The sequence below is a fragment of the Trabulsiella odontotermitis genome, from assembly GCF_001188485.1.
In the GTDB taxonomy this organism is placed as follows: domain Bacteria; phylum Pseudomonadota; class Gammaproteobacteria; order Enterobacterales; family Enterobacteriaceae; genus Trabulsiella; species Trabulsiella odontotermitis_A.
Genome location: NZ_JNGH01000101.1, coordinates 91,393 through 109,455, shown reverse-complemented (window position 1 = coordinate 109,455; position 18,063 = coordinate 91,393). Strand labels below are relative to the sequence as shown.

At 54.7% G+C, this 18,063-nt stretch carries 10 protein-coding genes and 7 pseudogenes; 10 read left to right on the top strand and 7 right to left on the bottom strand.

What is annotated here, in order from left to right:
• Window positions 1-244 precede the first annotated feature (244 nt).
• Window positions 245-1,279, top strand: coding sequence for an L-rhamnose/proton symporter RhaT (gene rhaT, locus GM30_RS15365; protein ID WP_049849318.1), 1,035 nt, complete (start codon window positions 245-247; stop codon window positions 1,277-1,279).
• Here the strand turns inward: rhaT and rhaR are convergent.
• On the bottom strand, window positions 1,276-2,121 hold the full coding sequence (gene rhaR / locus GM30_RS15360; RefSeq protein ID WP_049849317.1) for an HTH-type transcriptional activator RhaR: 846 nt from the start codon (window positions 2,119-2,121) through the stop codon (window positions 1,276-1,278). The genes rhaT and rhaR overlap by 4 nt on opposite strands.
• 72 nt (window positions 2,122-2,193) lie before the next feature.
• On the bottom strand, window positions 2,194-3,030 hold the full coding sequence (gene rhaS / locus GM30_RS15355; RefSeq protein ID WP_049849316.1) for an HTH-type transcriptional activator RhaS: 837 nt from the start codon (window positions 3,028-3,030) through the stop codon (window positions 2,194-2,196).
• Window positions 3,031-3,332: 302 nt separating this feature from the next.
• Between rhaS and rhaB the strand changes: the two are divergent.
• From rhaB to rhaM, 5 genes and pseudogenes are all read left to right on the top strand, one after another.
• Window positions 3,333-4,738, top strand: a pseudogene (gene rhaB / locus GM30_RS15350) (rhamnulokinase).
• Window positions 4,735-5,962 (top strand): annotated as a pseudogene (gene rhaA, locus GM30_RS15345) (L-rhamnose isomerase). The pseudogenes rhaB and rhaA overlap by 4 nt, the downstream one beginning before the upstream one ends.
• 56 nt (window positions 5,963-6,018) lie before the next feature.
• A complete protein-coding gene (rhaD, locus tag GM30_RS15340) occupies window positions 6,019-6,849 on the top strand; it encodes a rhamnulose-1-phosphate aldolase (protein WP_049849315.1) in 831 nt (276 codons plus the stop codon).
• A 60-nt stretch (window positions 6,850-6,909) separates the two neighbouring features.
• A pseudogene (gene fucO, locus GM30_RS15335) lies at window positions 6,910-8,020 on the top strand (lactaldehyde reductase).
• Window positions 8,017-8,331, top strand: coding sequence for an L-rhamnose mutarotase (rhaM, locus tag GM30_RS15330; protein ID WP_049849314.1), 315 nt, complete (start codon window positions 8,017-8,019; stop codon window positions 8,329-8,331). The pseudogene fucO and the gene rhaM overlap by 4 nt, the downstream one beginning before the upstream one ends.
• Window positions 8,332-8,387: 56 nt before the next feature.
• Here rhaM and GM30_RS27350 read toward each other — a convergent pair.
• From GM30_RS27350 to GM30_RS27720, 3 genes and pseudogenes are all read right to left on the bottom strand, one after another.
• Window positions 8,388-8,926: pseudogene (locus GM30_RS27350) on the bottom strand (RHS repeat-associated core domain-containing protein); the annotation flags it as partial.
• 25 nt (window positions 8,927-8,951) lie between these two features.
• The gene (locus GM30_RS15320) at window positions 8,952-9,965 is read right to left on the bottom strand and encodes a tetratricopeptide repeat protein (RefSeq protein WP_072092098.1); all 1,014 of its coding nucleotides are present in this window, start codon (window positions 9,963-9,965) and stop codon (window positions 8,952-8,954) included.
• Between the two features lie 8 nt (window positions 9,966-9,973).
• A pseudogene (locus GM30_RS27720) lies at window positions 9,974-10,474 on the bottom strand (RHS repeat-associated core domain-containing protein); the annotation flags it as partial.
• Window positions 10,475-10,477: 3 nt separating this feature from the next.
• Here GM30_RS27720 and GM30_RS24655 point away from each other — a divergent pair.
• From GM30_RS24655 to sstT, 3 genes and pseudogenes are all read left to right on the top strand, one after another.
• A pseudogene (locus GM30_RS24655) lies at window positions 10,478-10,687 on the top strand (gfo/Idh/MocA family oxidoreductase); the annotation flags it as partial.
• A gap of 282 nt (window positions 10,688-10,969) precedes the next feature.
• Window positions 10,970-11,938, top strand: a complete 969-nt coding sequence (locus GM30_RS15310; RefSeq protein WP_049849312.1) for a TerC family protein — start codon at window positions 10,970-10,972, stop codon at window positions 11,936-11,938.
• A gap of 243 nt (window positions 11,939-12,181) precedes the next feature.
• Entirely contained in the window at window positions 12,182-13,426 is a 1,245-nt protein-coding gene (sstT, locus tag GM30_RS15305) for a serine/threonine transporter SstT (RefSeq protein WP_049849311.1), read from the top strand.
• Between the two features lie 83 nt (window positions 13,427-13,509).
• Here the strand turns inward: sstT and GM30_RS15300 are convergent, their stop codons facing one another.
• Window positions 13,510-14,832 carry a UxaA family hydrolase gene (locus GM30_RS15300; protein ID WP_049849310.1) on the bottom strand — a complete coding sequence of 441 codons (1,323 nt, stop codon included), beginning with the start codon at window positions 14,830-14,832 and terminating at the stop codon, window positions 13,510-13,512.
• A gap of 18 nt (window positions 14,833-14,850) precedes the next feature.
• On the bottom strand, window positions 14,851-16,263 hold the full coding sequence (gene uxaC, locus GM30_RS15295) for a glucuronate isomerase (protein WP_049849309.1): 1,413 nt from the start codon (window positions 16,261-16,263) through the stop codon (window positions 14,851-14,853).
• 469 nt (window positions 16,264-16,732) lie between these two features.
• Here uxaC and GM30_RS15290 point away from each other — a divergent pair.
• Window positions 16,733-17,949 (top strand): annotated as a pseudogene (locus tag GM30_RS15290) (MFS transporter).
• The last annotated feature ends 114 nt before the right edge of the window (window positions 17,950-18,063 follow it).

Sequence of the window (18,063 nt, the reverse complement as noted above, 5' to 3'; positions counted from 1 at the left end):
GTAATCAGTTGGTTCATTATAGTTAATTAAATGATATTGAAAATGTTTATCAATGCCGTAGTTTTAATAAGGTTATAACCTTTGGTTATGACTCTGATTTTGTGAGGCCGCTCATCCCCATCACGCGCTCATTGCCAGTGTGGCGCGTATCGCGGCAACCGGTCGAAGGTTAATGAGCTGTACAATTTTTACACTCATCCAGTCAGATGAAGATTCATCGACTTCAACGGTGAGGATAAAAACAATGAGTCACGCGATTACGATGGGTATCTTTTGGCATTTGATAGGCGCAGCCAGTGCGGCCTGTTTCTATGCCCCGTTTAAAAAAGTTAAACACTGGTCCTGGGAAACCATGTGGTCAATTGGGGGCATCGTCTCCTGGCTGATCCTGCCCTGGGCCGTCAGCGCCATGCTGCTTCCTGATTTCTGGGCCTATTACGGCTCCTTCTCCTCCTCCACGTTGCTGCCGGTATTCCTGTTTGGCGCCATGTGGGGCGTGGGTAACATCAACTATGGCCTGACCATGCGTTATCTCGGTATGTCGATGGGGATCGGCATCGCTATCGGGATAACCCTCGTGGTCGGGACGCTGATGACACCGATTATCAACGGCAATTTTGATGTGCTGATCCACACCCCGGGCGGTCAGATGACGCTGCTGGGTGTGCTGGTTGCGCTGATTGGTGTGGGGATTGTGACCCGCGCAGGGCAACTGAAAGAGCGCAAAATGGGTATCACGGCGGAAGAGTTCAACCTGAAGAAAGGCCTGGCGCTGGCAATTATGTGCGGGATTTTCTCAGCAGGCATGTCGTTTGCCATGAACGCCGCCAAACCGATGCATGAAGCCGCCGCCGCGTTAGGCGTCGACCCGTTGTATGTCGCATTGCCGAGCTATGTTGTCATCATGGGCGGCGGGGCGATCATCAACCTGGGCTTCTGCTTCATTCGTCTGGCAAAAGTGAAGGAACTGTCGGTAAAAGCCGACTTCTCGCTGGCAAAACCGCTGATCATCAGCAACGTCCTGCTCTCCATGCTGGGCGGTCTGATGTGGTATTTCCAGTTCTTCTTCTATGCCTGGGGCCACGCCCGCATTCCGGCGCAGTATGATTATATGAGCTGGATGTTGCACATGAGTTTCTATGTGCTGTGCGGCGGTCTGGTGGGACTGGTGCTGAAGGAGTGGAACAATGCGGGACGCCGTCCGGTGGGCGTACTGAGCCTCGGTTGCGTGGTGATTATTATCGCCGCCAATATTGTGGGTCTGGGTATGGCAAATTAAGTCACACGACTGCGATGACGCCACCGCCCTGGCGTCATCCCCACTTCCCGGTTAAACACTACCGAAAAATAGTTACTGTCCTCAAAGCCGCACATCATCGCGATATCGCTGATCATCTGCTCGGTGTGCTGGAGCAGATACTGCGCATGGCAAATCCGCAACTGACGCAGATACTGGCTGATGGTCATGCCGGTCTGACTGCGAAACTGCTGGCGCAATCCCCTTTCACTACAGCCTTCCTGAACGCAAAACGCCTCCAGCGTAAACGGGCGGTTGAGGCTTCCGGCCAGCGCGGTAATCAGCTTATCCAGCAGGGCTTCACGATCCGTGGCGGCGAGATTGTCCGTCGCGTAGCGGTGACGGCTCAACGTCAGCACCAGCTGCGCGAACAGCAGTTCCGCCATTCCACCGGACAGCACATCCTGCCGATTGCTTTCATGCTCCAGTTGGCTTATTACCTGCCGCGCCTGCGCCATTCCGCTGCTGCCGATCCGCCAGTGCGGCGACCAGTGTGAACCATGCAAACCGGGGATATGCGCCGCCCAGTCGAGATTCAGCGTCAACCTTTCCGGGCAGTAAATAATGTTCTGTAAAACCAGATCGTTGACGGACGCGTAGGCGTGTTTGTCTTCCGCGCGGATATAAAACAGATCGCCGCGGGTGATGCGGTAAGGACGGTCGTTGAGGATATGAAGGCCGTTGCCGCGCCACACCAGCACCAGCTCGCAGAATTCGTGGGTGTGTTCGGCAAACACGTTTTGCGGATAGCGATCGGCCACCGCCACCGCCTGGTCGGGCGACGCAAAAAAGTCCGCTTTGCGAAGAATAAGCTCACCAGGCATAGTGCCACCTCATTGCTAACAACCCGCCATTATTGACTTTTTTACTAGCAAAAAACGGTGACTGGTTTCGCGTTACTGGAGGCTGGCGTCTCGCCCCTGACGAATATCCCGCGGTGACCAGTTAAATTCCCGGCGAAACAGTGTCGAAAAGTGGTTACTGTCGCCGAAACCGCAGCGAAAAGCGATGTCCGTCACACTCTCGTCGCTGTGGCGTAGCAGGTGACGCGCTTTCGTCAGACGCACCCGGTTCAGATAGCGCTGTGGCGTGAGACCAGTGTGCTGCTTGAGCTGCCGGTGCAGCGTGCGCAGCGACAACGAAAAACGCTCCGCAACCCCTTCCCAGCACACCTCTTCCGCAAAGTGGTCATCCAGCCAGGCAATCAGTTGATTCAGCCGGGCATCGTTATTGGTGGCCTCCGCCGCGAGACTGCTTTTGCGCAGCTGGATCAACAACTGCATAAACAGGATTTCGCGATTGGCGAGGGTGTGCGCGTCGCTGTCCTCGTCCTGCTTCTCCATCAGCGCCACGATCTGCCGCACATGCTGCAGTGCGCTCTGGTTAACGCGCCAGTGAGACGGATACACGCCGTCCTGCTCCTGCGGCAGCAGGCGGTGCAGCCCGGCGAGAAACTGGAACGCGTCCGGCGAACGGTACAGCACGTTGGTCAGGCAGAGGTTATCGGTGTGCTCGTAAAGATGCCTGTCATGATCGCGCACAAAGCAGACCGTTCCGCCGCTGATGGTATACGGCTGGCCGTTAAAGACATGAATGCCCGTGCCGTGTTCGACGATCACAATCTCATGAAAATCATGGTGATGTTCGGGAAATTCGGGCTGGGGGAGCCGCGGCTCGATCGCCACCGAAGAGATGCCCGACGGAAAAAAATCCACACAGTGCAACACGGTCATAACGCCTCCCACCAGATGAGAACAATTATCAGGATAATAAGTGGGGTGCGGGAATCTCACCTTGAATTTTTGACAACAAAGCGCGCAAAACCTGCCGTTTTTTCAAGAAACGTCCGGAAAAATCAGGAAATGCGGCGAACATCACACCAGGTCATATCTGGCGCAAAACTGGAAACTGTGAGCTCCCTCACCTTCACCTTTGCTTTCTTGCCAGCGCCAATTTTCGCCTGTCAGTAACGAGAAGGTAGCGCCGTTGCGCTCTTTTTAGACTGGATTCACTGATTATCTGAAGGATCCCTGAGATGACTTTTCGCCATTGTGTCGCCGTAGATTTAGGCGCTTCCAGCGGGCGGGTGATGCTTGCCAGTTACGACCGCGAACAACGTACGTTGTCGCTTCGCGAGGCGCATCGCTTTGTGAACTGCCTGCAAAAAAGGGACGGTTTTGACTGCTGGGATATCGACAGCCTGGAGGCAGGGATCCGCCGCGGGCTGGAAAACGTCTGTGCCGAGGGCATTCTCATCGACAGCATCGGCATCGATACCTGGGGCGTTGATTATGTGCTGCTGGATAAGGTGGGGCTGCCGGTTTCCTATCGCGACAGCCGCACCCAGGGCGTGATGCAGCAGGCGCAAACGCAGCTCGGCAAAGCCGACATTTACCAGCGCAGCGGCATTCAGTTTCTGCCGTTCAATACGCTCTATCAACTCCACGCGCTGGCAACGCAGCAGCCGGAACTCATTGACCGCGTCGCTCATGCCCTGCTGATCCCGGACTATTTCAGCTACCGCCTGACCGGCAAGCTGAACTGGGAATACACCAACGCCACCACCACGCAACTGGTGAATATCAATACCGACAACTGGGATGAAAAGCTGCTCGACTGGACGGGCGTTCCGCGCCGCTGGTTCGGCACGCCGACGCACCCNNGGCGGCCCCCAGCCACGATACCGCCAGCGCGGTGATCGCTTCACCGTTGAACGGTAACGGCGCGGCGTATCTCTCCTCCGGCACCTGGTCGCTAATGGGCTTTGAGAGCAAAACGCCCTGCACCAGCGAGGCGGCGCTACAGGCCAACATCACCAACGAAGGCGGTGCGGAAGGTCGTTACCGCGTACTGAAAAACATCATGGGCCTGTGGCTGCTGCAGCGTGTGCTGCGGGAGCAGAACGTGAATGATTTACAGGCGCTGATCGCCGACACCGAGCCGCTGCCCGCCTGCCGCTTCGTGATCAATCCCAATGACGATCGCTTCATTAACCCTGACAACATGAGCGCGGAAATCCAGGCCGCCTGCCGCGAAAGCCAGCAGCCAGTGCCCGTGACCGCCGCGCAGCTGGCGCGCTGTATTTTCGACAGTCTGGCGCTGCTGTACGCCCGCGTGCTGGAAGAGCTCACCGCCCTGCGCGGCCAGCCGTTCAGCCAGTTGCACATCGTGGGCGGCGGCTGTCAGAACCCGCTACTCAACCAGTTGTGTGCCGACGCCTGCGGTATCACCGTGATCGCCGGGCCGGTAGAAGCCTCTACGCTCGGCAACATTGGCATTCAACTGATGACCCTGGATGAGCTTAACAACGTCGACGATTTCCGCCACGTGGTGAGCGAAAACTACAACCTGACCACTTTTACTCCAAATCCGAACCATGAAATTGCCCGCTACGTTGCGCAGTTTCAGCCGCAACCACAGACAAAGGAGCTTTGCGCATGACCACTCAAACAGAACAGGCATGGGAACTGGCTAAACAGCGTTTTGCCGCCGTCGGCGTGGATGTCGAGCAGGCGCTGCGCCAGCTCGATCGCTTACCGGTTTCAATGCACTGCTGGCAGGGCGATGACGTGGCCGGTTTCGAAAACCCGACCGGCGCGTTAACCGGTGGCATTCAGGCCACCGGCAACTACCCGGGGAAAGCGCGCAACGCTACGGAACTGCGCGCCGATCTCGAACTGGCGCTGAGCCTGATCCCGGGACCAAAACGCCTGAATCTGCACGCTATTTACCTGGAAGCCGACGCGCCGGTCGCACGTAACGACATCAAACCGGAACACTTCGCCAACTGGGTAAAATGGGCGAAAGCCAACCAGCTGGGGCTGGATTTCAACCCCTCCTGTTTCTCGCACCCGCTGAGCGCTGACGGGTTTACCCTCGCCCACGCCAATGACGAGATCCGTCAGTTCTGGATTGACCACTGCAAGGCCAGCCGCCGTGTATCGGCGTATTTCGGCGAACAGCTGGGCACCCCGTCGGTGATGAATATCTGGATCCCGGACGGCATGAAAGATCTCACCGTCGACCGCTTCGCGCCGCGCCAGCGTCTGCTGAATGCGCTGGATGAGATCATCAGCGAAAAACTGAACCCGGCGCATCACATCGACGCCGTGGAAAGCAAGCTGTTCGGCATCGGCGCGGAAAGCTACACCGTTGGCTCGAACGAGTTTTACATGGGTTATGCCACCAGCCGCCAGACCGCGCTGTGCCTCGATGCGGGCCACTTCCATCCGACGGAAGTCATCTCCGACAAAATCTCCGCTGCAATGCTGTTTGTGCCGCGCCTGCTGTTGCACGTCAGCCGCCCGGTGCGTTGGGACAGCGACCACGTAGTGCTGCTGGACGACGAAACCCAGGCCATCGCCAGCGAAATCATCCGTCACGATCTGTTCGACCGCGTCCACATCGGCCTGGACTTCTTCGACGCCTCCATCAACCGCATCGCGGCGTGGGTTATCGGCACCCGCAACATGAAAAAAGCCCTGCTGCGCGCCCTGCTGGAACCCACCGCCGAACTGCGTCAACTGGAGCTGGACGGCGATTACACCGCGCGCCTGGCGCTGCTGGAAGAGCAGAAATNGCCAGCGCCACGACACGCCGGCAGGCAGCCAGTGGCTGGAAAACGTTCGCGCGTATGAGAAAACCGTATTAGCAAAACGCCAGTAAACATGCAGGCCGGGTAAGCGACACGCCACCCGGCATTTTTAAGGAAAGTGAAGAATATGCAGACCATTATCAATTCCTGGTTCGTCCAGGGCATGATCAAAGCCACGTCTGACGCCTGGCTGAAAGGCTGGGACGAACGAAACGGCGGCAACCTGACGCTGCGTCTGGACGACGCGGATATCGCGCCGTACCGTGCTGATTTTCACCCGCAGCCGCGCTACATCGCCCTGAGCCAGCCGCTGCCGCAGCTCGCCGGTATGCCGTTTATCGTCACCGGCTCCGGCAAGTTTTTCCGCAACGTGCAGCTCGACCCGACGGCGAACCTCGGCGTGGTGAAAGTCGATAACGACGGCGCCGGGTATCACATTTTGTGGGGGCTGACGGACGATGCCGTGCCAACGTCGGAACTGCCCGCACATTTTCAGTCCCACAGCGAGCGTATTATCGCCACTGGCGGTAAAGACCGCGTCATCATGCATTGTCACGCCACTAATCTGATTGCGCTGACCTACGTCCTGGAAAATCGTACCGATCTCTTCACCCGCAAGCTGTGGGAAGGCAGTACCGAGTGTCTGGTGGTGTTCCCCGACGGCGTCGGCATTCTGCCGTGGATGGTGCCGGGCACGGATGACATCGGTCAGGCCACCGCCCAGGAAATGCAAAAACACGCGCTGGTACTGTGGCCCTTCCATGGAGTCTTCGGCAGCGGCCCGACGCTGGATGAAACCTTTGGTTTGATCGATACCGCCGAAAAATCCGCGCAAGTGTTAGTCAAAGTCTTTTCGATGGGCGGCATGAAGCAGACCATCACCCGCGAGCAGCTCATCGCGTTGGGTAAACGCTTCGGCGTCACCCCGCTGGCAAGCGCACTCGAACTCTATCAATAACCACGCGCCTGACGGAGCCTGCCGCCGGAAAAATCACAGCAAACATTAAGGAGAGTTATCATGAGTTTTATGCTGGCACTACCCAAAATCAGCCTGCATGGCGCGGGCGCCATTGGCGATATGGTGAACATGGTGGCGGGCAAGCAGTGGGGCAAAGCGCTGATTGTCACCGACGGGCAACTGGTCAAACTGGGGCTGCTCGACAGCCTGTTTGCCGCACTGGATGCCCATCAGATGCCGTATCACCTGTTCGATGAGGTGTTCCCGAACCCGACGGAAGCGCTGGTGCAAAAAGGCTTTGCCGCTTATAAGGCGTCGCAGTGCGATTACCTAATCGCCTTCGGCGGCGGCAGTCCGATCGATACCGCGAAAGCCATTAAAATCCTGACCGCCAACCCGGGTCCGTCAACGGCCTATTCTGGCGTCGGTAAAGTGAAAAACCCGGGCGTGCCGCTGGTGGCCATCAACACCACCGCCGGGACGGCGGCGGAGATGACCAGCAACGCGGTGATCATCGACAGCGAACGGCAGGTCAAAGAAGTCATCATTGATGCCAATATTGGAGACCCCGGCATCCGTCACGGCGGCCACCGGCATGGATGCGTTAACGCACGCGATTGAAGCCTATGTTTCCGTCGGCGCGCATCCGCTGACCGATGCCAACGCGCTGGAAGCGATTCGCCTCATCACGCTGTGGCTGCCGAAAGCCGTCGATGAGGGTCACAACCTTGAAGCGCGTGAACAAATGGCGTTCGGTCAGTACCTGGCGGGAATGGCCTTTAACAGCGCGGGTCTGGGGCTGGTTCATGCGCTGGCGCATCAGCCGGGCGCGACGCACAACTTGCCGCACGGTGTCTGCAACGCCATCCTGCTGCCGATCATCGAAAACTTTAACCGCCCGAATGCCGTAGCGCGCTTTGCTCGCGTGGCACAGGCGATGGGTGTAGATACGCGCGGCATGAGCGATAAAGCGGCCAGTATGGAAGCCATCAACGCGATTCGTCAGCTGAGTGCCCGTGTTGGCATTCCATCCGGCTTCAGCAAACTCGGCGTCACAAAAGCGGATATCGAGGGCTGGCTGGACAAAGCGCTCGCCGATCCGTGTGCGCCGTGCAATCCACGCACCGCCAGCCGCGACGAGGTTCGCGAACTGTATCTGGAGGCATTATGATCCGCAAAGCCTTCGTGATGCAGGTCAACCCTGACGCGCATGAAGAGTATGAGCGTCGCCACAATCCAATCTGGCCGGAGCTGGAAGCCACGCTGAAGGCGCACGGCGCGCATCACTACGCGATTTACCTCGATAAAGCGCGCAACCTGCTTTTCGCCAGCGTCGAGATTGAATCAGAGGAGCGCTGGAATGCGGTGGCCAGCACCGACGTCTGCCAGCGCTGGTGGAAGTATATGCGCGACGTGATGCCCGCCAACCCGGACAACAGCCCGGTCAGCGCGGAGCTGAAACCGGTGTTTTATCTGGCGTAATACATGAACCGTAGTCCTGCCATGCAGGGCTACGGTCTGTTAAAACTTCATATTAATTATCTACGAGGTTGAGATTGCTCCGAGTCGGAAGAATTGCGCCTTGAGTACAAGACTTTTCTCACTATTAGAGTCGCCCCTCCACCCATTCCTCCTACAACAGCGCCCATTATTGTAGTTCTAATAATATAAATGAATCCACTTGAACTTACCCCCAGAGAAATATATTTAAATATAATCCCCAAAACAAGATTAAGAATTCCTGGGGCTGGAATTAGCATTGGAATAGCGTTTAGCCCATACGGTTCTGCTTCTGTTATCGGATTAAATGGATACGCATAAAAATTCCGTCTCCTCTCAACCCTATCGGATCCTGTGTAATATACCTCCCCTGTGCCGGATCGTAATAACGGTGATGGTTATAATACAACCCGCTTTCCTCATCCTGCTGCTGTCCGGGCAGCCGAAGCAACTGCTGCATGCCCTCCCCGGATTATGCTCCGTGAGTAGACTTGGCGTCTCAATCTTCATCATACTTCACTTGCCAGGCGATACGCCCATCACTGCGTACCAGCGCTACTTTTAGGTGATCGCAATGGTTTTCCAAAACACAACCTGCAATCTTATTGATTACTGGTGTTAAATGATACCTTACATTCATCACTGGATTTATTTGTGTCATTTTCTATCTTTGTTGCTGGATATTTATATATATACTCCTTTGCCATTGCAATGGCTTCCTCGCGCTCCTCTCTCTTTAATTTACTCAAAACTTTAAATTGCGCCACCTTAGCTTTTTCATATCCATTAAAGGTGGCTACTGAATACCAAGCATAAGATTGTAAATAATCAACTGTCATTTCTCCTGCTTCACCACTATACAACTCACCTAAATTATATTGAGCAAGTGCATACCCTTGACATGCAGCTGCCTTCATTAATATTAATGCTTTTTCTTTGTTACGCAGAACACCATGCCTCCCAGTTAAATATAATAAAGAAATATAATTTCTGGCTTTCATAGAGCCTAAATCAGCTGACCTTTGATACCATTTTAAAGCTTGCTTATCATTTTTCTCCACTCCCAATCCAAGGCTATACATATGAGCGATATTATTCATGGCGATGGTATCATTCTTTTTTGATGCCTCAACAAACCAAAATAACGCTTTCGCATAATCTACCGGGACTCCTTGTCCATAAATATATAGCATACCCAGATTAACCTGTGCACTTGTTAGTCCTTGTATTGATGCTCTTTCATACCATGCCTTTGCCTTATGATAATCCTTTATATTCCCATGACCATATTCATATGAAACCCCGAGATTATACTGCGCTTCTGCATATCCTTTTTTTGCCGCTTCATTATACCAATATACTGCCTTTTTATAATCTTGTTTTACAATCTCACCTCTTTCATACAATAGACCAAAATTCGTTTGCGCTTCTGGATTACCTTGTTCTGCTGCTTTATGTAACTCGCTAAAGCTCTTATAGTAGCCATATTTATCACTATAATTTAAAACCACATCTTCATTATTATAAAAATTTCTCATTAGATAACAAAAAAAGAATATAATCACAACAAAGAATATGCACAAAATAATTTTACAACTACCTTTAAGATGACACATAAATATACCTATTGTTTTTGTTTGTAAGACAATAAAATCTCACTAAGATAATTAGAAACCTTACCTAAAACACTTGAATTCCCTTCACTTACAAAGCTTTCACCACACGCCAGAGCTAATTTTTTTGGATCTGTTTCCTTTTCTATTACAACCATTTCAGTGATATCTTTAATACACGCCGAGCTTTTTTCTGCGACAGTTGCCGTTCCAAAACTCATACCATTTATACCGAACAAAGCAGAGCCAATAGACACCCCAAGGACGTATTCTGACAAAGGGTTATAGACGTTATGCATACTTTCCATATTTGAAATCACTGTTTTTGCCTCCTCTGGAGGTAAACGGATTGCAGCTGAACCAACCCCCTGACAGTACCGGTTAAATCCATCTCCAAAACCTATTAACCCCAGAGGATCCATATTTTCAATAGGATCCAATGGATACGTATATAAATTCCACCCGCCCCTCAGCCCTATTGGATCCTGCGTGATATACCTCCCCTGTGCCGGTGCGGTGAAAAAGCGCAGGATCTGCCCCAGCCACAGCATATCAATACCATGCTGTACGAGGCAGAGACCTTTGCACGACTGGTTGAAACCGGCGAAGTGAATCACCCGGGGCTTGCCGTCAGCCGTACCACTGCGAAGCTGTCGACGGAAATCCGTCGTCAGACGGGTGTGAAATTCCCGGCGGACGATCTGAGCATCGACGCGCTGGCGTAAAGCTGAGTAAATAGGTTGTTACAGGCCATTGACGGAATCAATGGCCTGTAATACTTTGTAACGCGCAAAGGGGAGTAACTTCCTTGCCGGTGGATCGTCATTACGGTGTGTGCAAAACCACACCCGGTTACCGGGCAACCAGAAAACCGCATCGCAATTATCCGGTTTTCTGGTTGTAAGTGAGACCTTGCCGAAAGGCGAGGTCCGTGCAAAAAACAGCGCAACGGCTATCGTCTTTCGACGGTAGCCGTTTTTTTTTGCATGCGAGAGAAAGGAAAGTGTATGAATAGTGTCGGCACACCGATGTTATGGGGCGGATTCGCCATTGTTGTGGTGGTTATGCTGGCTATCGACCTGTTGCTACAGGGTCGCCGCGGCCCGCACGCCATGTCGATGAAACAAGCAGCAGGCTGGTCAATCCTGTGGGTAACATTATCGCTGTTGTTTAACCTCGCCTTCTGGTGGTATCTGGCGACCACGCAAGGGCGAGAAGTGGCCGATCCGCAAGCGCTGGCCTTCCTGACCGGTTACCTGATTGAAAAAGCGCTGGCGGTGGATAACGTCTTCGTCTGGCTGATGCTGTTCAGCTACTTTGCCGTTCCTGCGGCATTGCAGCGCCGCGTGCTGGTGTATGGCGTACTGGGCGCAATCGTGCTGCGAACCATCATGATCTTCACCGGTAGTTGGCTTATCTCCCAGTTCTCGTGGCTGCTGTACGTCTTCGGCGCGTTCCTGCTGTTTACCGGCGTGAAAATGGCGCTGGCAAAAGAAGATAACGAAGGCATCGGCGACAAACCGCTGGTGCGCTGGTTGCGCGGACACCTGCGCCTGACCGATAAGATTGAGAACGAGCACTTCTTCGTGCGTAAAAACGGCCTGCTGTACGCCACACCGCTGATGCTGGTGCTGATTCTGGTGGAGCTGAGCGACGTGATTTTCGCGGTCGACAGCATCCCTGCTATCTTCGCCGTCACTACCGATCCGTTCATCGTGCTGACCTCAAACCTGTTCGCGATCCTGGGTCTGCGTGCGATGTATTTCCTGCTGGCAGGCGTCGCGGAACGCTTCTCGATGCTGAAATACGGCCTGTCGGTGATCCTGGTGTTTATCGGTATCAAGATGCTGATTGTCGATTTCTTCCATATCCCGATCGCCGTGTCGCTCGGCGTGGTGGGCAGCATTCTTGTCGGTACGCTGGTGATTAACGCGGTGGTTAATCGCCTGAAGGATAAAAAAGGCTCGCTGAACTAAGCCCTGCATCGCCCGGCGACACCCTGTTGCCGGGCGGTAAGAATCCCCTGCATGCATCGCGCTGACTGGCAATCCCCTGGTTTTAAAAATTAGACATAAGCAGTAAATCCAGAATTTCTCGCTTTAAGCGTGGCAATCTTTCTCTATACTCGACCAGGCAAACACCTTTGTTTACATCCGGACACAAACGTAACAACAGAGTACGTACCGAGATGGGACGCAACATCTTTCAAGGAATTATTCATGACGCAATCCGCCCCTCAGGGTCTGCTGAAGCGCCTCGCGCAAGGCAGCCTGGTTAAACAAATCCTCGTTGGTCTGGTGCTCGGTATTCTGCTGGCCTTGATCTCGAAACCTGCTGCAGAAGCGACGGGCCTGCTGGGGACTCTCTTCGTGGGAGCCCTGAAAGCCGTTGCACCGGTGCTGGTACTGATGCTGGTGATGGCATCCATCGCTAACCACCAGCATGGCCAGAAGACCAGTATTCGCCCGATTCTGTTTCTCTATCTGCTGGGGACCTTCTCCGCAGCGCTGACCGCCGTGCTGTTCAGCTTCCTGTTCCCGTCAACGCTGCATCTGTCTACTGGCGCGGGCGACATCACGCCGCCATCAGGCATTGTGGAAGTGTTGCGCGACCTGCTGATGAGCACCGTGGCGAACCCGATTAACGCCCTGCTGAACGCCAACTACATCGGTATTCTGGTGTGGGCCGTTGGCCTCGGTTTTGCGCTGCGCCATGGTAACGAGACCACCAAAAACCTGGTCAACGACGTGTCGAACGCCGTCACCTTCATGGTAAAACTGGTGATTCGCTTCGCACCGATTGGTATTTTCGGTCTGGTGTCGTCGACGCTGGCGACCACTGGTTTCGACGCGCTGTGGGGCTACGCGCAACTGCTGCTGGTGCTGGTAAGCTGTATGTTACTGGTGGCGCTGGTGATCAACCCGCTGCTGGTGTACTGGCGCATCCGTCGCAACCCGTATCCGCTGGTATTCACCTGCCTGCGTGAAAGCGGCGTGTATGCGTTCTTTACCCGCAGCTCTGCCGCCAACATTCCGGTGAACATGGCACTGGCGGAAAAACTGAATCTGGATCGCGATACCTATTCCGTTTCCATTCCGCTGGGGGCGACCATCAACATGGCGGGCGCTGCGATCACCATTACCGTGCTGACGCTGGCGGCGGTACATACGCTGAATATTCCGGTGGATATCCCCACCGCGCTGCTGCTGAGCGTAGTGGCATCGCTGTGTGCCTGTGGCGCGTCCGGCGTGGCGGGGGGGTCACTGCTGCTGATCCCGCTGGCCTGTAACATGTTCGGCATTCCGAACGATGTTGCCATGCAGGTAGTGGCGGTTGGCTTTATTATCGGTGTGCTGCAGGACTCCTGCGAAACGGCGCTGAATTCCTCTACGGACGTGCTGTTCACCGCCGCGGCCTGTATGGCGGAAGATGAACGCCTGGAGAAAAACGCCCTGCGCAGTTAACAACAACCGGGCGGCGCTTCGCCTGCACCGGCCTACGGACAAAATGTAGGCCGGGTAAGCGTTAGCGCCACCCGGCAACAGATTTAAAGTGTTACGCCGCTTTTAAAGATCGCCAGTTCGCGGAAGTCATTTCGTTCATTGCAGGTTTGCTTGCCGTTGGCGAAATCGACGATCGTATCAACAAACTCCTCCAGCAACTGCGCCATCGGTTTCCCGTGGATCAACTGCCCGGCGTCAAAATCGATCCAGTGCTTTTTCTTCGCCGCCAGTTCGCTGTTAGTGGCGATTTTCACCGTCGGGACAAAACCGCCGTACGGCGTCCCGCGGCCGGTACTGAACAGCACCATGTGACAGCCCGCCCCGGCTAGAGCGCTGGTCGCCACCGCATCGTTGCCCGGCGCACTCAGCAGATTCAGACCGCGCGTTTTCAGGCGCTCGCCATAGCGCAGCACGTCAACCACCTGGCTTGAGCCCGCTTTCTGCGTGCAGCCGAGGGATTTCTCTTCCAGCGTCGTGATGCCGCCCGCTTTGTTGCCCGGCGACGGGTTTTCGTAAATCGGCTGATGATGGGCGATGAAGTACTGTTTGAAATCATTCACCATAGTGACGGTTTTTTCAAACGTCGATTCATCACGGCAATGGCTCATCAGAATGCGTTCGGCGCCAAACATTTCCGGCACTTCCGTCAGCACCGTGGTGNCGACCCCCGCCTCCACTTCGTCGTCCTGATGCTGGCAGACCATAAAGTGCACGCGCTCAGGATCGTACTCGCCCAGCGTGTCGCGGAAGGCGTCGACCTGGTTGTTTTCGCACCCGAGGCCAATCACCAGCACCGCGCCTGCGTTCGGGTGACGTACCATGTTCTGCAACATGGTACGGGTATTGAGATGGTCATCACCCAGCTGTGAACAGCCGTAGGTGTGACTGAAGAGAAAGACGCCGTCGGTGCCTTCGGCATCGTGGGTTTCTTTCAGGAAACGGTTCTGGATCTGCCGCGCGATGCCGTTGACACAGCCCACGGTCGGCAGGATCCATATTTCGTTACGCACGCCGACGTCGCCGTTGGCGCGACGGTAAATCTGCACATCGCGATCCGCCGACGGCGCGATGGCCGCCAGCGTTTCAGGTTGATAGCTGTACTCGTCCAGATCGCTCAGATTGGTTCGCGTATTGTGGGAGTGAATATGTTCCCCGGGCGCGATAGCCATCAACGCATGACCAATCGGCAGACCATATTTAACGACGTTTTCCCCTTCCGCTATCTCACGCAGCGCAAACTTGTGGCCACGCGCGACGTTCTGACGCAGCGTTACCGTCTGCCCGTCAACCGTCACTTCGGTGCCCTCGGCCATCTCAGCCAGCGCGACAACGACGTTATCCAGCGAATGGATCTTAATGTATTGCATATCAACCAACCTCAGGGCTTAGTTCAGTTCAATGGCGAAGTAGTCACGCGCATTGTTAAAGCAAATATTTCTCACCATCTCGCCCAGCAGCTGGATATCCGCCGGCGCTTCGCCCGCGGCAACCCAGCGGCCAATCATCTGGCACAGAATGCGACGGAAGTATTCATGACGGGTATAGGAGAGGAAGCTGCGGCTGTCGGTCAGCATGCCAACAAAGCGGCTCAACAGACCCAGTTGGGCGAGCTGCGTCATCTGACGTTCCATACCGTCTTTCTGATCGTTAAACCACCAGCCGGAGCCAAACTGCATTTTGCCTGGCATCCCTTCACCCTGGAAGTTACCGATCATCGTGCCCAGCACTTCGTTATCGCGCGGGTTCAGGCAGTAAAGGATGGTTTTCGGCAGCAGATTTTCTTCGTTCTGTTTGCTGAGCAGTTTTGACAGTTCTTCCGCAAGCGGGCGGTCATTGATGGAGTCAAAGCCCACGTCCGGCCCCAGCAGTTTAAACTGGCGCAGGTTGTTGTTACGCAGCGCGCCAATGTGATACTGCTGCACCCAGCCGCGACGGGCATATTCCGCCCCCAGCCAGACCAGTACCGCGGTTTTAAACTGCGCGACGTCATGCTCACTCAGGGTTTCACCGGCCAGACGGCGGGCAAGAATGCGGTCCAGTTCGGCGTCGGTGGCATCGGCGAACAGCACCACGTCCAGCGCATGGTCAGAGACTTTACAGCCATGAGCGGCAAAGTGATCCAGACGTTTGCTCAGCGCAGTTTGCAGATCGGCAAAGCGGCGAATGTCAGTATCAGACACTTCGCCCAGTTTATGCATGTAATCGTTGAAGGTCGCCAGTTCGATGTTAAAGGCTTTGTCCGGGCGCCAGCTCGGCAGCACTTTGATGTCAAAGCTGCTGTCTTTCGCGACGGTGGCATGGTGTTCCAGCGAATCAATCGGATCGTCGGTGGTGCCGACCATCTTCACGTTCATCTGCTTCATGATCCCGCGCGCGGAGAATTTATCCTGCGCCAGCAGTTCGTTACACTGATTCCAGATGTCATCGGCCGTCGTCGGGGAGAGCAGCTTACCTGTAATACCAAACGGGCGACGCAGCTCAAGGTGCGTCCAGTGGTATAACGGGTTGCCGATGGTATGCGGGACGGTCGCCGCCCAGGCGTCAAACTTCTCGCGATCGGAGGCATCGCCGGTGCACAGGCGCTCCGGTACGCCATTGGTGCGCATGGCGCGCCATTTGTAATGGTCGCCTTTCAGCCAGATGTCATACAGGTTTTTGAAACGATAATTCTCAGCGACCTGCTGTGGTGGCAGATGGCAGTGGTAGTCGAAAATCGGCTGGTCTTTTGCGTAGTCATGATACAGGCGGCGGGCAAATTCGGTATCCAGCAGAAAATCTTCAGTCATAAACGGCGTCATTTTGCGTCTTCCTCTTAACGAGTGCGTCAGATGTTTATCTGTAATGCTGACAAAGTTATCACACCAATTTCCAGCGCCCGAAGATTTTTTCGTGAGTTAGATCAATAAACCCCGACAAAAAAACCACTCCGAAAGTGGTAATTTGCGTTACAAGCCGCGCCAGCTCTGGCCTACAGCGCTAAGTTGAAAGACCACATTAAGAATCCAGCATTTGTGATGTCACTCACCTTTTAAAGTTGTATGACAAGTTATCGTTCTGCCGTCGCAACCTATAAGCCGACGGAATGCATTTCCGATACGTATTTATCGGACTCACCGGTACGGATACCGAATTAAGCACAAGCACTGATGGCAAGGTTCGGGCCGTACCGGATTTTTTCGGCTTCGCCCACCGTTACATCACCTCCTTCGCCCTGGAATGGATGATGGTCGCGCAGGACGCGGATATAACATAACGATGAGGTTTTACATGCGTAAAATTAAAGGGTTACGTTGGTACATGATTGCACTGGTGACGTTGGGCACCGTGCTGGGTTACCTGACTCGTAACACTGTGGCGGCCGCAGCGCCAACGCTGATGGAAGAGCTACACATCTCTACCCAACAGTATTCATATATTATCGCAGCCTACTCCGCTGCTTACACCGTTATGCAGCCGGTTGCTGGCTATGTACTGGACATTCTCGGCACCAAAATCGGCTACGCCATGTTTGCCGTTTTCTGGGCCGTCTTCTGCGGCGCGACCTGAAAGCCAGTTCTGAATGGTTCCCGGCAAAAGAACGTTCCATCGCGGTGGGCTACTTTAACGTCGGTTCCTCCATTGGTGCGATGATTGCGCCGCCGTTGGTGGTGTGGGCTATCGTGATGCACAGCTGGCAGATGGCGTTCATCATCTCCGGTGTGCTGAGTTTCGCATGGGCGATGTCGTGGCTGATTTTCTACAAACACCCGCGCGATCAGAAAAAATTATCCGAAGAAGAACGCGAGTACATCATTGGCGGTCAGGAAGCACAGCATCAGACCAACAATGCGAAGAAAATGTCGCCGTGGCAGATCCTGCGCACCCGTCAGTTCTGGGGTATCGCTCTACCGCGCTTCCTCGCAGAACCGGCCTGGGGGACGTTCAACGCCTGGATCCCGCTGTTCATGTTTAAAGTGTATGGCTTTAACCTGAAAGAGATCGCGATGTTCGCCTGGATGCCGATGCTGTTTGCGGATCTCGGCTGTATCGTCGGGGGTTATCTGCCGCCGCTGTTCCAGCGCTGGTTTGGCGTCAACCTGATCGTTTCCCGTAAAATGGTGGTGACCATGGGTGCGCTGTTGATGATCGGCCCAGGCATGATTGGTCTGTTCACCAGCCCGTACGTGGCGATTATGCTGCTGTGCATTGGTGGCTTTGCTCACCAGTCGCTGTCAGGTGCATTAATTACCCTGTCTTCCGACGTCTTTGGTCGTAACGAAGTGGCTACCGCTAACGGTCTGACCGGGATGGCGGCATGGACAGCCAGTACGCTCTTCGCACTGGTCGTTGGTGCGCTGGCGGATACCATCGGCTTCAGCCCGCTGTTTGCTGTACTGGCGGTATTTGACCTGCTGGGTGCGCTGGTCATCTGGACGGTGTTGCAGAACAGGCCCGCGGCGGAACTTCCGAATAGCAGCGTGGGAGATACCGCCACGCAAAGCTAGCGAACGCAGCGTTTTCCCGACAAAAGCCGTCTTTATGACGGCTTTTTCATGACAAGAATAATGGAGCACAGGCGACAAAAGTGGTATAACAAATCAATGGTGCCGTACCTTGCC

Coding starts and splice junctions, on each gene's coding strand:
- rhaD (WP_049849315.1), top strand. CDS start 6,019: ATGCAGACCATTATCAATTCCTGGTTCGTCCAGGGCATGATCAAAGCC.
- GM30_RS15310 (WP_049849312.1), top strand. CDS start 10,970: ATGAATAGTGTCGGCACACCGATGTTATGGGGCGGATTCGCCATTGTT.
- rhaM (WP_049849314.1), top strand. CDS start 8,017: ATGATCCGCAAAGCCTTCGTGATGCAGGTCAACCCTGACGCGCATGAA.
- sstT (WP_049849311.1), top strand. CDS start 12,182: ATGACGCAATCCGCCCCTCAGGGTCTGCTGAAGCGCCTCGCGCAAGGC.
- uxaC (WP_049849309.1), bottom strand. CDS start 16,263: ATGACGCCGTTTATGACTGAAGATTTTCTGCTGGATACCGAATTTGCC.
- GM30_RS15320 (WP_072092098.1), bottom strand. CDS start 9,965: ATGTGTCATCTTAAAGGTAGTTGTAAAATTATTTTGTGCATATTCTTT.
- rhaT (WP_049849318.1), top strand. CDS start 245: ATGAGTCACGCGATTACGATGGGTATCTTTTGGCATTTGATAGGCGCA.
- rhaR (WP_049849317.1), bottom strand. CDS start 2,121: ATGCCTGGTGAGCTTATTCTTCGCAAAGCGGACTTTTTTGCGTCGCCC.
- rhaS (WP_049849316.1), bottom strand. CDS start 3,030: ATGACCGTGTTGCACTGTGTGGATTTTTTTCCGTCGGGCATCTCTTCG.